General features: G+C 66.5%; 15 protein-coding genes and 1 pseudogene. 6 read left to right on the top strand and 10 right to left on the bottom strand.

The genetic code is table 11. The features are described 5' to 3' along the window. The 3 genes from OXU32_05365 to OXU32_05355 all read left to right on the top strand — a co-directional run. Positions 1-458, top strand: a 458-nt coding sequence (locus tag OXU32_05365; GenBank protein MDE0073397.1) for a DUF222 domain-containing protein, incomplete at its 5' end; no start/stop codon positions are given. A gap of 123 nt (positions 459-581) precedes the next feature. Beyond that, positions 582-1754 carry a tyrosine-type recombinase/integrase gene (locus tag OXU32_05360; GenBank protein MDE0073396.1) on the top strand — a complete coding sequence of 391 codons (1173 nt, stop codon included), beginning with the start codon at positions 582-584 and terminating at the stop codon, positions 1752-1754. Positions 1755-1899: 145 nt separating this feature from the next. Beyond that, entirely contained in the window at positions 1900-2154 is a 255-nt protein-coding gene (locus OXU32_05355; protein MDE0073395.1) for a site-specific integrase, read from the top strand. Positions 2155-2246: 92 nt separating this feature from the next. On the opposite strand, the gene OXU32_05350 is transcribed toward OXU32_05355, so the two are convergent. The 10 genes from OXU32_05350 to OXU32_05305 form a co-directional block, all read right to left on the bottom strand. Then, positions 2247-3446 carry a hypothetical protein gene (locus OXU32_05350; GenBank protein MDE0073394.1) on the bottom strand — a complete coding sequence of 400 codons (1200 nt, stop codon included), beginning with the start codon at positions 3444-3446 and terminating at the stop codon, positions 2247-2249. Position 3447: 1 nt separating this feature from the next. Then, on the bottom strand, positions 3448-3588 hold the full coding sequence (locus OXU32_05345; protein MDE0073393.1) for a hypothetical protein: 141 nt from the start codon (positions 3586-3588) through the stop codon (positions 3448-3450). Between the two features lie 93 nt (positions 3589-3681). Beyond that, positions 3682-4758 (bottom strand): exonuclease domain-containing protein, encoded by a 1077-nt coding sequence (locus OXU32_05340; protein MDE0073392.1) that lies wholly within the window; start codon positions 4756-4758, stop codon positions 3682-3684. A gap of 112 nt (positions 4759-4870) precedes the next feature. After that, positions 4871-5365 carry a hypothetical protein gene (locus OXU32_05335; protein ID MDE0073391.1) on the bottom strand — a complete coding sequence of 165 codons (495 nt, stop codon included), beginning with the start codon at positions 5363-5365 and terminating at the stop codon, positions 4871-4873. After that, the gene (locus OXU32_05330; GenBank protein MDE0073390.1) at positions 5358-6425 is read right to left on the bottom strand and encodes a hypothetical protein; all 1068 of its coding nucleotides are present in this window, start codon (positions 6423-6425) and stop codon (positions 5358-5360) included. The genes OXU32_05335 and OXU32_05330 overlap by 8 nt, the downstream gene beginning before the upstream one ends. Further along, on the bottom strand, positions 6418-6789 hold the full coding sequence (locus tag OXU32_05325; protein MDE0073389.1) for a hypothetical protein: 372 nt from the start codon (positions 6787-6789) through the stop codon (positions 6418-6420). Before OXU32_05325 ends, OXU32_05330 begins: the two co-directional genes overlap by 8 nt. Then, the gene (locus OXU32_05320) at positions 6774-7289 is read right to left on the bottom strand and encodes a hypothetical protein (protein MDE0073388.1); all 516 of its coding nucleotides are present in this window, start codon (positions 7287-7289) and stop codon (positions 6774-6776) included. The genes OXU32_05325 and OXU32_05320 overlap by 16 nt, the downstream gene beginning before the upstream one ends. Before the next feature lie 53 nt (positions 7290-7342). Continuing rightward, a complete protein-coding gene (locus tag OXU32_05315; GenBank protein MDE0073387.1) occupies positions 7343-7597 on the bottom strand; it encodes a hypothetical protein in 255 nt (84 codons plus the stop codon). Between the two features lie 720 nt (positions 7598-8317). Then, positions 8318-10906: a TonB-dependent receptor gene (locus OXU32_05310; protein ID MDE0073386.1), complete on the bottom strand. Its 2589-nt coding sequence runs from the start codon at positions 10904-10906 to the stop codon at positions 8318-8320. A gap of 1003 nt (positions 10907-11909) precedes the next feature. Further along, positions 11910-12542 carry an outer membrane beta-barrel protein gene (locus tag OXU32_05305; protein MDE0073385.1) on the bottom strand — a complete coding sequence of 211 codons (633 nt, stop codon included), beginning with the start codon at positions 12540-12542 and terminating at the stop codon, positions 11910-11912. A 234-nt stretch (positions 12543-12776) separates the two neighbouring features. On the opposite strand from OXU32_05305, the pseudogene OXU32_05300 reads away from it, so the two are divergent. The 3 genes and pseudogenes from OXU32_05300 to OXU32_05290 all read left to right on the top strand — a co-directional run bounded on the left by OXU32_05300 (position 12777) and on the right by OXU32_05290 (position 14626). Further along, positions 12777-12966, top strand: a pseudogene (locus OXU32_05300) (DUF3387 domain-containing protein). Between the two features lie 231 nt (positions 12967-13197). Continuing rightward, entirely contained in the window at positions 13198-14073 is an 876-nt protein-coding gene (locus tag OXU32_05295; GenBank protein ID MDE0073384.1) for a hypothetical protein, read from the top strand. A gap of 58 nt (positions 14074-14131) precedes the next feature. After that, positions 14132-14626 (top strand): hypothetical protein, encoded by a 495-nt coding sequence (locus OXU32_05290; protein ID MDE0073383.1) that lies wholly within the window; start codon positions 14132-14134, stop codon positions 14624-14626. The last annotated feature ends 243 nt before the right edge of the window (positions 14627-14869 follow it).

The following is a 14869-nucleotide window of genomic DNA, read 5'->3' as shown; positions in this document are numbered from 1 at the left end:
AGGATGCCGGAAGCAATGGAGGAGGCCCGGCGACCCGCGATCCTGGTCCCGATGACCCCCGCCCGAAACCGAAGCACCGCCGGGCGGACGCCGTGGGGCTGATTGCGGAGCGCGCGCTGGCCGCGGGCTTCGGGGGCGGCGAGCCGAGTGCGACGCCAGACGATGGATCGACGGCTGGTTCGGATTCGGAGCGTCACGCCGAGTCCGGCACTCGGGCGGAGCGCTACCAGGTCATGGTGCATTGCGACGCGGCAACGCTGGCCGAGGAAGGCGAGCCCGGACGTTCGGATCTGGACGGGATTCGCGTTTCCGCGGAAACGTCGCGGCGCATGGCGTACGATGCCGCTGTGGTGGCGATGGTCCACGCGAAGGACGGGTCGATGCTGAGCGTGGGCCGGAGGACGCGCACGATTCCACCGCACCATAGGGGTTCAGAAAGGTTCCACAGCGTCTCGTAATGCAGGATAACATGTTGCTATCACTTGTGTTGTACATCCATTGACCGTTCAGGTGATTTCGTGTAGTCTTGTTCTATTAGTGATAACCTATGGTGATAACCAGAATCGACGGGAGAGCACAGCATGACGCGACCCAAACGCCTGAGCGCCGCGTTCGTTCGGACCGTCAAGCGACCGGGGCGGTACGGGGACGGTCGCGGCGGATACGGGCTCTCGCTGCTGGTCAAGCCCACCGCCTCAGGAAGGCTGTCGAAGACCTGGGCGCAACGGATGCGGATCGGCGGCAGGCCCTTCAACGTCGGCCTGGGTCCCTATCCGGTCGTGACGCTGGCCGAGGCGCGGGCGAAGGCGCTCGAGAATCGGCGCGCCATCCAGAAGGGCATGGATCCGCGCAGCGGCGGCATGCCGACGTTCGAGCGGGCGGCCGAGAAGGTGATCGCGCTCCACGCGAAGAACTGGAAGGGCGACGCCAGCGAGAAGCAGTGGCGGCAGTGTCTTCGGGACTACGTCTTCCCGAAGCTGGGGCGCAAGCGGGTGGGCGAGATCACGACCGCCGACGTGCTGGCCTGTCTGGCGCCGATCTGGAACGAGAAGCGGCCCACGGCGGCGCGGGTGCGCCGGCGCATCGGCGCGGTGATGAAGTGGGCGGTGGCCAGGGGCTACCGGGAGGACAACCCGGCGGGCGACGCCATCGCGGCGGCGCTGCCGCGGGGCACGCGCCACCGGACGCACTTCCGGGCCCTTCCTCATGCCGAGGTAGGGACGGCGCTTGAGGCGGTCCGGGAATCGGACGCGTGGTTGGGCATCCGGCTGTGTCTGGAGTTCGTGGCCCTGACGGCGACGAGGAGCGGCGAGGCGCGGAGGGCGCGCTGGCCGGAGATCGACCGGGACCGCGCGACGTGGACGGTGCCCGCCGAGCGCATGAAGACCGGGCGGGAGCACCGGGTGCCCCTTTCGACGGGCGCGCTGGCGGTGCTGGAGGAGGCCCGGGAGATCGAGAACGGGTCGGGGTTGATCTTCCCCAGCTTCAAGGGACGGGAGCTGCGGAGCCCTCAGGTGGCGGGGGCGTTTCGGGACCTCGGGATCCCCAGCACGGTGCACGGGCTGCGGAGTTCATTCCGCGACTGGGCCGCGGAGACGGGCGTGGACCGCACGGTCGCCGAGGCGGCGCTGGCGCACAAGGTCGGCGGGGTCGAGGGAGCGTACTTCAGGAGCGACCTGTTCGAGCGCCGGCGCCAGGTCATGCAGGACTGGTCGGCGTATCTGGCGGCCGGGGGCGCGGGCAGCGGGACCTGATTGACTCCGCGACGGGGCTCGGAGGACCCGTTTCGAGGTGTTTGGGAGGCATTTCGCGGAATCCAAGGGCCTTGGGATCGCGCAGACTTGACGATCTCGGGTTCCCGAGGGGTAAGGGCAGGGCGGACATCGGGCCTGCTGGAGGATCTCGCGGCTCCGGAGCCGTGCGGACCAGGCGGGGCTCGGGGGCGTAACGCCGCACGCGCTCCGGAGATCGTTCGCGACGCACCCGCTGGCCGCGGGGAACGACCTAGCGGTGGTGGCCGACTGCATGGGGCACGCGTGGACGGACACGACGCGGATCTACGACCGGAGGGGCGAGGAGGCGAAGCGCGCCGCAGCGGCCACGCTGGCGGTGTCGTACAGGAGGCCGGAGGGGCAAGAGGAGTCGGGATTGTGAGGGATGCGGGCGAAACCCGATGGTTGCGGCCGGATCCGGCGGAAGGCGGCGGAAGGCGGGCGATCGCCGGTCGACTCCGCTGCAACGCCGTGTCAGGGCCTACTGCTCGAGCACTCGAACGGCGCCGTGTCCAGCCTCGAGTCCAGATACGCCAGCCGGTGCGGGATGTACCTCTCGACGGCGTAGCGATAGAACCGGTCCACCCGTTCGGGCACGCAGCGGACCGCGAACCACGGCAGGACGGTCTCGGCCAGGTCCTCCCGGTTCGGCCAGTCCCGGGCGTACGGCGAGATGAAAAGGCTGTCGGCCTCCTGGGCCGCAAGCCAGCCGGGCGACCGGCTGTGCCGCCGGAGGGTGCCTTCCTCCGGCCAGTTGCAGTCGTCGAGCGAGACGTGGCCCCCCTCGTGGAACGCAACCTCCTCGTCATAGGGCGCCGGCCCCCGGGCGGGCGGCCACGCAGCGTGGAAGATGCCCCCGCAGGGAGCGCCGCCGGCGTAGCCGCCATCCTCCAACGGTGCGATCTCGATTTCGCTGCCGCCGCTCCGGATCCCCTGCGGAAGCCGACCTATCACGGCTGCGTAGTAGGCAGCCATGGCTTCGGCGGCCTCGGCCGATCCGTAGGCTGGATGGGCCTGAACCTCCATGACATGGTCGCCGAAGTGCGCGTCGAACAGGTAGGTGTTTAGGTCCTCCCTCCACGCGCGCGGATCGGTGCGCGGATCGAAGAACCAGCGAGCCCCCCGGCCGGTGTAGCGCAGGCTGTCGAGCGCCGTCGGGTCGTCTTGCGTGATGATGTCGGGCGTGAGCCAGACCGTCCCCCAGTCGAACACCGCGCCCTCCGGCATCTCCCACGGAAGCTCGAGGGCGGGCACGGCGGCGGTCGTCGTGGGTGCGCGGGCGGCGGCCGTCCCGGCCTCGGCGGCGTCACCCGTCCCGAAGGCCGCGACGATGGCCCCGAAGACGAGGGTCTCGCCGACGTCGGCCGCGGCGACCACGTAGGTCGCGACGGACGAGTCCGTGTTCGTGAAGGTGCCGGCGCCCGTGGTGGCCCAGGCGTAGGTGATGCGGTCCCAGGCGCCCTCCACCTCCACCGAAAGCTCGATCGTGTCCCCGAAGGCGGGCGCGGGATCGGAGGCGGAGACGGCTGCGCTCGTGATGGAGGCGGCGGCAGTCGCCTCGAAGACGGAGGCGGGCGCGCTCGTGGCGGGCGCGGCGGGCACCACGAGCGCGGACTGTTCGCAGCCGAGCAGCAGCAGCACGGCGAGGACCGCGGTGGGCGTTCGTCGCGTCATCTCATCTCGAGCTGATGGCGGTCGGGGAAGGCGGCTGATCCAGGTCGATCCCGGCCGGGTCCGCGGGGTCGCCGCAGAGGCAGGAGGACGCGAGGAGGGCGAGCAGGACGGCCAAGGAACGGATCATCGGGTTCGCTTTCATTGGGGTATCCTGAAAAAGCTGTGGGGAGATTTTTTTTGGGCAAGCGCGCCTCGGGGTCCGAACCCTCCCCCATGCCCTGATGCGACCCGCTGCCTACTCCGTGAGCTGCCAGAAGTCCTCTTCGGTGATGATGCGCAGCTCGTGGCCCTTGGTGATGAGCGCCTCGGCGTCGCGCTGCTTTGTGCTCTTCTTGCGACCGCGCAACTTGCGCTCGTCCTGTGTGCCCACAACCAGAATGGTGACCCTCCCGGACATCCGATTCCTGTAGTCGCAACCCCACTCGACCGCCTTGTCGACAAGCTCGCTGCGCGGGCGCAAAAGCGTCCCCGTGAACACGATGACTTCCCCGTGCAGCGGCCCGTCCGGGTTTCCTTCCCGGCTGCGATAGCCGGGGGCGGGACCGGGGCCATGCGCGCTGGGAAAGATCGGCTGCCTGACCCTCTTCGGCCAATCCTCTAGGCTCAAGCCCGTGTCCTGACAGGCGCGAAGCATGATCCGGGCACACGCGCGCGCATCCTCAAGTGCGTCATGGTGCTCAAACTCGATCCCGAGGAACTCGGCGACGTTCCATAGGCCGTATCCCTTCTTGCCGAAACGGTCCCGCCACGCCCGCCGCACGACGCGTGCGGTGTCGACCCACAAACCGGACAGGGTGGCAAGCCCGTAGCGCTCGAACGCGCGCTGGAACGCCACCCGGTCGAAGGCCGAATGGGTCACGACGTGACCCTGTAGGCGTTGACGGATCTCGGCCTCCAGTTCGGGCATCGTCGGACTGCCTACCACATCCTCTTCGTCGATCCCATGGATATCGACGTTCCAGTCATCGAACCACGTTTCAGGGTCTACCAGCGTGGTCCATTCGTCCACTATCTGGCCGTCCCGGACGTTGACGATTCCGACCTGACAGATGCTGTCGCGGCTAGGGTTCGCCGTTTCGACGTCCACTGCCGAGAACGAGGGCGGTGACGGTGGGTCGTCCTTCTTGGGAGTCAGCCGCTTGCTACCAGGCAGATGCCCCGTCTCCCTTGTGTACTCGTCGAGGACCGTGGCGATCTCCGCCTCGGTCGGCCGAACCACAAACCACACCGTCGCGTCAAGTTTTGTCGGCGGCTCGAAACTCGGCTCGGTGCCCAAACCGAGTTCCTGAAGCTCCTTCTCGATGCGCCCCACGACGCGCCATCCGCGCCCCTTGCTACCGAACAGGCGCAGAAGCTGCCTTACCGTTATTCCGACCTTCTCACCGGCCCGGGTCCGTTCGACGATCTCCTGCAATTCCATCATTCTAGCCCCGCTCCAGCCTCGCCGAAAACGTCACGTCCGGACACTCCATGGTCGGCGCGTCCGAAGACCCGCCCATCTCCATCACGAGCTGCTTCCGCTCGGGCCAGAACCAAATCGCCGAGTCCACGGTGCGATCGCAGCCGTCGTCGACGATGAAGCCCCCGTCCGTCCCGGCGTCCTGCATCCATTGCCCGTCCCCGTCAATGGTCCCGGGGACCGCCTCGATCGCCACCGTGTCGCCTTCGATCGTGAACGACCCCCCGATGCCGACCTTGTCGCCGTCCTGCCCCACCTCCGCCGTCATGGTCCCGTTCGCCGTGAACGTCAGCGTCTCGCCTCCCTCGGCCATGGTCGCCGAGAAGATCAGCGGGCCGCTGTACGTGCCCGCCACGTCCGGAACCGACGGCCCCGTGAGATCGTCGATCCAGTCGCAGCCGGGCGCCAGGAAGGCCAGCAGGAGGAGAAGGCCCCGGCCCGCCGGTGCCCTGCTAGCCACCCGCCGCCTTCTTCTCGATCGACGGCGTCTGATAGAAGCCGATTTCCTCCCCGGACTGCACGTGCCCGACCAGCCGATAGGTGCCGGGCGGGAAGCGGTCATCCGCGATCCTGATGTGACAGATCGAGTTCCCCTCGCCCGGCAGCGTGTTCACCTTCTCGTTGTCCTGCACGGTGAGCCATCCGCCGCTGACGGCGCGCTGCCATTCCGACCAGTGCACCGTGTAGCCCGCCAAGTTGTTGGCCCGGAGACAGATGCCGATCGTGAGGGTCGTGCCGCCCAGGTCCACCACGAGGTTGCCGTCCTCCGTCACCGTGATCCCCGGCGCCGTGTCGTACGGCTCCAGGTGCACCCGGACCCTGATCGAGTCCTGCGTTGCCGACTCGCTGCTCCCGTTCGAGGCGGTGACCGAAAGCCATGCCACGCTGATGCTGTCCTCGGCGGCGCCGACGCCCGTCGTGGTCACCGTGCTCCCGTCCACGGACACCACGGCCACCGCCTCGTCGGACGTGGAGGCCTCGTAGGTGAATCCGCCGCCCCCGAAGTACGGCGATACGTCGAGGGCCAGCATGCTGTCCACCACCACGTCGTGGGTCGGGATCGTGTCGGCGACCATGGGCGGCGCAAGCTCGCCCACCCGGACCGTGGTCGTGGGAGCGCGTCCGGCTGCGGTGCCGGCGCGGGCCGTGGTGCTGTCGCCGAATACGACCACGACCGAGCCGAAGACCACGGTGGCCCCGGCATCGGCGGCCACGGGAACGTAGGTCGCATGCCCCGAGCCGGTCCCCGCAAAGGCCCCGGCTCCCGTCGTGCCCCACCACGTGAACAGGCTGTCGAAGGTGCCGGCGGCCGTGGCGGTGAGGGTCAGCGTGTCGCCCACGGCGGGCGTCGAGTCCGACACAGTAATCGAGGCGCCCGTGATCGAGGCGGCAGGAAGTTCCTCCACGCCGACGGACGCGGAGCTGGCGACGGGCGCCGCCACCGTGGCCGGACCGTCCGTGCAGCCCCAGACGAGCAGCAGGGTCGGGATCGTCCATCGTGTAGACCGCGTCTTACGCATTTTCCACCTCCACCAGGTGCCCCACCACGCCCCCGTCCGGCTCCCTCAGCTCAAGCACCACCCGCTCGACGGTCTCAAGCGACTCCGACCCGTCCTTGCGCGTGACGCACAGCCGGTCCCCGGACCGGAGCGCCCACGTCGCCGTGGTGGCGACCATCCAGCCCAGATCCGGCTCCAGAGGATGGCGCGCCCAGATGCCCCCGCAGTCGAGCACGTCCTCGTCCCGGGCGGGCGCGGGACGCCGCCGGGTGCGTCGGGCCGCGAAGAGGTCTTCCCGCCGCCTCAGCTCGGCTGCGTCCGCCGTGGACTTCCGGACCCAGAGGATGACCAGACCGACAACCAGCAACGCTACGACGATGTCCATGCGGCGTATCCTCCTTCGGAAGTCACGGGAGCCAATGCCCCGCCCGCCGGTGCCCCCGGGTGCACCTGGTCGCCCATGATCCTGAAAAGGCCCGGAGGGGTGGCGTCCGGATCGGACGGGGTCAGCTGGAAGGCTTCGGCGGGAGCCCTGTTCCGTATGGCTTCGCGGCACCTGCCGACACGCCGGTAGCCGACGATTGCGGAGACGGTGTGGATGGCCGCGCCGGTGCCGAATGCAAGCGTGCCCAGGCCGGCCCCAAGCAGGCCCTCTCCATAGTCGCCGGCGTCCACCTCGCCGGTCACAACGGCCCCGACGATGCCAACGGCGATCCCCGCGCTGGCCGCGGCCAGAAAGGTGTCCAGGATGGGAACGAAGCGACTCTCCGTGCAGAAAACCGGATCGGCGGGCCGCCGCGACGGCGACGGGCCGTTCACCAGCACGAAGGAGCAGGCGGGCGCGGTTGTGAGGACGATGGCGAGGATGATGAAAATACGGGCCATGATCGGTGTTCTCGCTTTTCGGGGCTAGAATGGGTCTCCGGAACACCGCTGCCTCAGAACGTCGATCCCACGAAGATGCCCATGGTCGAGCGGCTCCCCTGGGGCCAGCGCCTGTCGAGCGCGTAGCGGCCCTCCACGGTCAGGCCGGCGATGGAGAGGCCCAGGCCGCCGCCCACAACGTTCTTGCCGAGGGCGCGGGACGGGCTGAGCCAGAACGGGGAGGGCTTCGGCAGGCTGGAGCGCAGGCGAGGCCACGCAAAACCGAAGAGCCCGAACACGTGCAGGTAGCCCGGCGCGTCGAGCATCACGCCCGGATGACCGCTCGGTGTCGAGTCATGGTGATCACGGTAGCTCTGATGGCGGACTCATGCCCGATTCCCAGTTGGACAGGGGGCTGGGTTGGCCGTTCTTGGTCTGTAACCATTTAAAATACGGTGCGGACTCCGATGCATGGGCGAGAAATCGGTCCTTGGCGGCGAGATTTCGGCGATGATACCCTCATTTCCGGGAATGGACGGGCGGCGGTCGACGATTCAGCTTCGCTGCGGGACCGGATCGAGGCGCTGGGGCGGCGCGTCTACCCGCTCTCGGCGTCCAGTGTCTTGAGAGCTACCAGTCCATGTCTCGGCGCGGCAGGGCGGGGCTTGACCGCCGTTGGGCGGGTGCCGGTGCCGATCCGGAGGCGCACATGTGACACGGGGGTACATGTGCGAGGAACCGCGATTCGGACGTGCGGGTGCGTGACCTGCATAGACCGTTGTTCGGCCTATGGTTGCACCACGGCCTCCGGGGCGGCTGCGCCGCGGCGGAACCGGAGGCCGTGACCGGAGCGACCCCCCGTTTTCGATGCCTGGGGTGGCATCGCGGAGGGTCGGGATGTGCACACTCATCCCACCCTCCGCCGGGGGTCGCTCCGGGCCAGCAATCCCGTGCGGGAAGGCCAATCGGCGGGTCGAGCGCGGAGGTACCAACCACCCTGCACGGATGCCGCGCTACCTTCATCCTGAAGGGAGCGAATCGAGCACCCGTCAGAACGAGACGGTCGCGGTCATGGATATGGTTCGGGGCGCGCCCAGCCATGCCGCGTTCTCGGTGATCGCGGACAGGTACGGGGTGTCGAGCAGGTTGTTCGCGACGATCGAGAACTCCGTCGACCTGAACAGGTCGCTAAGCGCCTCGCCGCTGAAGCTGACGTAGGCGTCCGTCGTCCAGTAGGCGTCGGTGTACCAGTCGGCCGTCAGACTGACGCGGCGCGCCGACGTGTACTTCGCCGACAGCCCGCCGCCCAGGGGTCCGTCGCGGTCGAGGGAGACCACCCAAAGCCGGGGCGGCACCCCGGTAACGTCGTCGCCTGCGACGATGCCCTGGGTGGCGTCGACGAGCGGATCGTCGGTCCCCAGATACTTCGAGTCGTTGAGCGTGAGGGCCGTGTAGAGGGATGTCCGACCCGACACCGCTACGGTAGCGGCCAACTCGATGCCGCTGGTCTCGATGCCGCCCGCGTTGAAATACGCCCCGCCTCCGGGGATCAGGTAGTTGGGACCCGCGGGCGTCTGGGGGCCGAGGTAGAAGATCCGGTTGTCGAAATCGATGGAATAAACGGTGGCGCTCAGGGCGACCCGCTCGCCCGCGTACTGAACGCCGACATCGACGTTCGAAGCGGTCTCGGGTTCGAGGCGGTCAAGACTCCTGCCCGGCACTTCGAGCAGGTTGCTGCCGATCGCCCTGAAGTTCTCGGCGTAGCCCAAGAACAGGTCTAAGCCCTCGACCGGCGTCTCGTAGGTGAGACCGCCGGAGAGGAGCACGTCCGAGTCCGAACCCACGTCGAGCGTCCGGTCGACCCCGAACCGGTCCTCGCGCGACACGGAGACCAAGTATTGCTTGATGCCGCCGGTCAACTCGAACGGGCCGAAGTACAGCGTCTCCTCGGCGTACCACTTGAAGACGCTTTGCGGAAACTCCCACTCGTACTGGTGCCAGTAGGGCTGCTCGTCCCACTTGAAGTTGATTGCAGGGTCCAGAATACGGTGCCAGTCGCGGCCGAGGTCGCGTCGCGAGTCCTCGTACCAGATGCCCGCGCGCAGCACGCTGCCCCGTCCGCCCCCGAACAGCACGGACCACTCCCCGTCGACGTTCGCGCCGAGGCGGCTCTTCCCGTAGTGGCTGTGGCGGTACGATTGCACCGCGCTCGCCGCCGGGTGGCATGCCGGGTCGACCTCCGGCCCGCCCGAGCCGTAGTAGTTGAAGATGTAGGACGAGTTACATCCCGGCGTTGGCCCGACGGCGACTCCGTTGCCGTCCACGAACCGGATCACCCCGAGCTGGCTACCGCCCCGCACCGGCACGCGGCCCGCCAACTCCGATTCGGGTCCGCCTCCGTCGTCCACCACGTCGACGATGTAGGGGGGCAGCCAGTCGCCCCGCCCCCAGTTGCGATGGCCGTACACGCCCGCACTGAGCGAGATCAGGTCGCTAACGGACCAGTCGGCCTTCACGTAGGTGAGCGTGTTCTTGCGCCGCGTCTGCCAGCCGGGCCGGAAGAACTGGTTCAGATAGGGTACGCCCGGCCAGTGGCCGATCAGACGGTCCCAGCGCGGGTCGGCCCGGAAGTCGGCGTTGCTGTAGAGCCGCTGGTAGACATCCTCGTGGATGTCGTCGTGGGAGAGGTAGCCGGTCAGATCGAGGTTGCCGTGCGAAGACACGATCTTGGCGGCGAAGTGCTCCCGCTCGTTCCGTGCCGAGCCCTCCATCCAATCGGTCGCCTCCTGCCGGATCGCGGCAACCCAGGCCCGCGTCGCGCCGCCGAACAGCGACCCGGTCTCGACCCTCGCGGCGAACCGCTGGCCCTCGTTCTCGCCGATCGTGACCGAGGCCGTCCGGCTTGCCTCCTCCGCAGGGTCGGCGGTCAGAAAGTTGAGCGTCCCGCCCAGCGCCTCGACCGACTGCGAGGCGATGTCGGCGGTCCCCTGCGACACCTCAACGCCGCCAAGGTTGATCGGGTCGACGAACCGGTTCGCCTTTGCGCCGCTCCAGTAGTCCGACGTGCCATTGGGGAACCCGTCGATGGTGGTGCCGATCTGCACGTCGTTGATCGTCGACTGGAAGCCGCGCATGACTACGTTGCTCGACCAGTCGTCAAAGGCGTACGCGTCCCCCTCTTGAACCGAGACGCCGGGAAGGTTGTCGATCACCGACGTCACGGCCGTGATGCTCGACTGCTGCCTCATCATCGGCTCCGCGACGAGATTTCGCGCGAATACCGTGGGCTCCTCCGCCACCACGCTGATCGGCGTGAGTTGGAAGAAAGGCTGTAGAACGATATCGACCGTCTCGATCGTGCCTGCTCGGACCGTGGCCGGAATCTCCCGGGTCGCATAGCCGAACAGGGTGGCGGTCAAGACAAGATCGCCGGGTGCCAATCCGGTGAACTCGTAGGCCCCTTCCGCATCCGTGAGGTCTCCTGCGTCCACGCCGGAGCCGGTCGCCGTCACCCGGACACCCGGCAGGGCGCTCCCGAACACGTCCACAACCGTGCCCCTGATGGTTCCTCCGGACTGCGCGGACGCCGGCGCTACGGCCAGGAGCAAGAGCAGGGCGGCGCGAGCACACGTGGCCAATAGACTGAGATTTCTCCGAAAGGCTGGCATGGCGACGAAACTCCCTTTCTGCGGACATGGCGTCATTGTAACCTGGTGCCGGGTTCACAGGACGAGCGGTCACCGTCTGGGCGGAACCCCGCCCCCGCTGTCCCGGATCGTCTGCTCTGCGATACGCTTCCGATAAGCCGGTGACCTCTTGCAGAGCCCGCAGGTGACCTTGGCCGTGTCTTGCGTGACTTGCGGCTCGCGCTTGAGTCGCTGCTGATGATGCATCCCGCAGGCCGTGTAACCGAAAGCGCCCTCGAGATGCAGTCTCATCGTCTGTCTCTGCCGTGGAGGTCATTCCGGGTGTTCACCGCCGCCTCGGCCTTCGTACGCCTTCGTCGCAGTCCGTACAGGTGTACGCTGCGCTCGGCCATCATGCCGACGACCGAACATTCGCTTTCCTCCTGCCGGGTCGGGCCCTCTCTGGACCGTGTTCATGTTCGACTCCCCTGCTGGACAAGGGGCTGAGCTTGGGCGCCTACGGTGCAACCCCTAATATACGGCTTAAAATCCGATCCGTGGCCGATAATCGGAACCACCTCGGCGAGATTCTGCCGATTGTTCCTTCGTTTCCGGGAAGGGACGAGCGATGACCGACGATTCCAGGGGAGGGCTGGGCCGATGGGCTTCGTCTGTTCGAGCGTCTGACACGGCTTGCGGGTTCAGATGGACGCTCTTCCTCAAATGGCGGTCACCGGTCGCGGGCAAATCCCTCGGCCTCGTCGTCGCCAGCCTCGAGGACAGGGAGGGCGACCGGCTCGGCTCATCACTCCTCGGGACTGCGCCACGCTCTGCCGAGCGCCCGGTTTCCGGCCTACCGGTAACCCTCGGAGACCCGAGATCGTCGATCCTGGGCGCTCCTATGGCCCGTCGAATACCCGAAAGGCCCCCGCACCGACCGAAAACGGCCTCTGAGCCCGTCGGGCGGCGGCGGCCCCCACGATGCCGCTACAAGACGAGCCGTTCTGCTCATGGTCTACCTCCGGTAGGCTACGCCGACGAGCAAGGACGTCATGCGATAACCGCCGAACTCAGTCTCCCTGTAGGACGCACTGGTCAGCTCATGCCCGTATTGGAGGTCCAGCGTGAGGTCCCACTGACGCGACATGCGGATATCCAAGCCGGTGCCCGCGACCACACCAGCGATGAAGTCCTCGTCGCGCGTCCTGCACTCTTGTGCCGGTGCGTTGTCGAGCGAGGTCTCATAGCAGCCGGCGGCGAACCCGAGCATCCCGCCGCCCCCAAGACGCAGGGTGAGCCGATCGTTCGACAGGATGTCCCCCATCCACAGCAACTGCGCGTCGATGTAGTCCTGGCTCCGCTGGAAATGCCGACGGCTGTAGAAGCATGCCGGAATCTCTGCGGGATCCAGGCTGAGATCGGGCGGATCGAGGCAGGCACTGTCTTCATAGCCCCTGCGCGCATAGGAGGCGCCGAGACGGAGGCCCCAAGAGGATGTCGCCGAGACGCCTGCCGTCACGCCAATACTGGGGTCCTCGGTAGCGAAGCGCGAGCTGTTCGCGCCAGCATAGAGGTCGACCCGGGTAACGGTGGGCGAGGCCATCGCTCCGAACAGGCCTAGCACGATCAGGATGGCGTGTTGGTCCATGATCCCAATTCCTCAACTGATGTTCTGCTTCCAGGTTTCGCGGATCTTGTCGGCGCTCCATCCGGCGGGATTCGTCGCCGTCCTGCTGACCCTCCAGGGAGCGGAGGGTCCGCGCGGAAAGCGCGAGCTGTGGACGGTGGAGTTTACGCGGTTCTCCATACACGACACGAAGCCGGTGGTGTCGTCGCGCTTCCTCCCGCTGGCGCGGCGCGTCTCGAAGATATCCGCCACGACATCGCCCGCGAGTTGGTCGAGACCGTGCGGAGCAATGTCAGGATCGACTGGACGCTTCGCGAGAACGTGCGCGCCAACCTCCGGTGGCTCGTCAAGCGGATCCTGAGCAAGCACGGCTACCCGCCCGACAAGCAGGACGCGGACGGTGCTCGAACAGTCGGAGTTGCTGTCGGCGGAGTGGACGACATGACGCCGGGTCGGTTGGAACGGTCCGGTACCGCCGAAGCGTTCGCAGGATGTCGATCTTTGTCCCATCTTGTTCGCCAGCGACAGACGTGAGTCCCCACCACGAGCCCGAGCGTTCCGTACCCCCGCTAGAAGCCCCAACCTGGCGGAGAGGCTAGGATCAATTCGTGACGACCTGCAACGTTCGCCCAATTGCGCGGGGAGGCGCACGGGTGGAGGAGGAACGAACAACGCGATGACAAGCCCCACTCTTGACCCGAATCGGCTAGATGTTCACGGTCGGTTCCACATACCAAAGAACGTCTGGCAGCGCTTGCCGAAGAGCATCCCGTCGGCACCGGGAGATCCCGTTCCCGGAAGACTCACATTTGACCAGAGCAGCGGTGCAGTCCTCAAGATTCATGGCCATTTCTCTCGTTGGGGACCTCCGGCAGTGCCCGGCATCGGCCAGGACATCCCGACGGTCCTCGGATCGGACGGCTACAGCTTCTGGGCGCTGTATGCATCCCGGAAGACCTTCACGAGTGGGGTTGATCCACAGTACGCACGCGAGCATTACGCACCCCGAGAAGTATTGACGTTTGCTCCAGGCCAAGATTTCAACTGGGAAGAGGATCTCCAATCTCTTGAAGATCTGGAATCTCTGCGCACTACGGGCATTACGATCAAGTCCAAGATGCATCTTCAGCACTGGATTGGAGAGGGATGGGTGGGTCGCGAACCCGGGGGCGACATGACGACGGTAAGATTCGAGCCCCCTCCCTCATCCACGTATGTCGAAGCCGGAACGCGCGCCGACCTGTCATTCGGACATGACGCGGTATCCATCAATTCCCGGTTCGGGTTTCATGTCGAGCAAGCAGCGTTTCTCCGGATTCGCTTTGAAGTACCGAGGCCGGTGGTAGGCTCCAACGGCATCCTCCAAGTGGCGAGAATGATACATGGCTTGGTGGCCCTGAGTATTCACGGCACCGTTCCCATCGGGAGCGTTACTCTTCACTTCGACCGGGCCGATGGGGATCCACTTCGTGCCCGTCTGTACAGACGATGGAGGGAAACCGAGTATGCCTCGTCCGCCTCGATTCCCACCGCAGCCAGCTATCGGGTTTGAGGCTATCGGCGGGCTGCAAGGCATCGTGCGATGGATCAACTGCTGCGAGAAGTATTGGTTGCCGATACTGCGCGTCATCAATCGCTGGAGGTCCCCGTCGGCGTATCTCGAAAACAAGTTCAATGATGTCTATGTGGCATTGGAGTCCCTTGCCCGCATCAAGGCCGGCATTCGGTCGGCGAAGAGAATGCCCGCGATGGTGGGGGCATTGCGTGTCCTCGCACGGGATCAACAGTACTCGGGGAGAGGACTTCAGTCGCTTCAGTCCAGTTTGAGGGATGACGATTCGTTTCGGAGATTTCGCGAGATAATCGGAGATGTCAACGCTTGGGCCAAGGCTATGGTAAGCGCGCGGAGTGCCATTGTGATACATCCAGGGATGGACGGCTACGCCGGAACGAGCGGTCTGGACTTGTATCCGCTCTTCGAGACGGGCTACCTCTTGACGGTGTTGTGTCTGTTGAACGAAGCAGGCATTTCGCCCAGTGCTGGCGAAGATCTGTGTGAAGCGCTACTAGCGGCGTCGGTTGTGACGGAGCGAATGTGGCCATGACTGGATTTGCACCTGAAGGGGTACAAACATCTCGGTGACCTGTGCCACGCCTTCGAGGCCGGGGGACACAACGGCCTTACGGCTCTGGGAAGACCGTAGTGGAGAGGGTCGTGAGGGGAAGGCGATTCCCGCGAATTGCGGCGGTGGTCCAGCGGGACGATCCTGCGGACCATCCCGCTGGACCACCGCCGCACCGAGACCGACGAGCCCCACCGCGTGACCGTCTCCTCCGACGGGCGCCAC

It is taken from the genome of Gammaproteobacteria bacterium (assembly GCA_028819075.1).
Taxonomy (GTDB): domain Bacteria; phylum Gemmatimonadota; class Gemmatimonadetes; order Longimicrobiales; family Gaopeijiaceae; genus BD2-11.
Note: the sequence above shows the minus strand (reverse complement) of the source record. Positions and strands in the feature narration are given on the sequence as shown.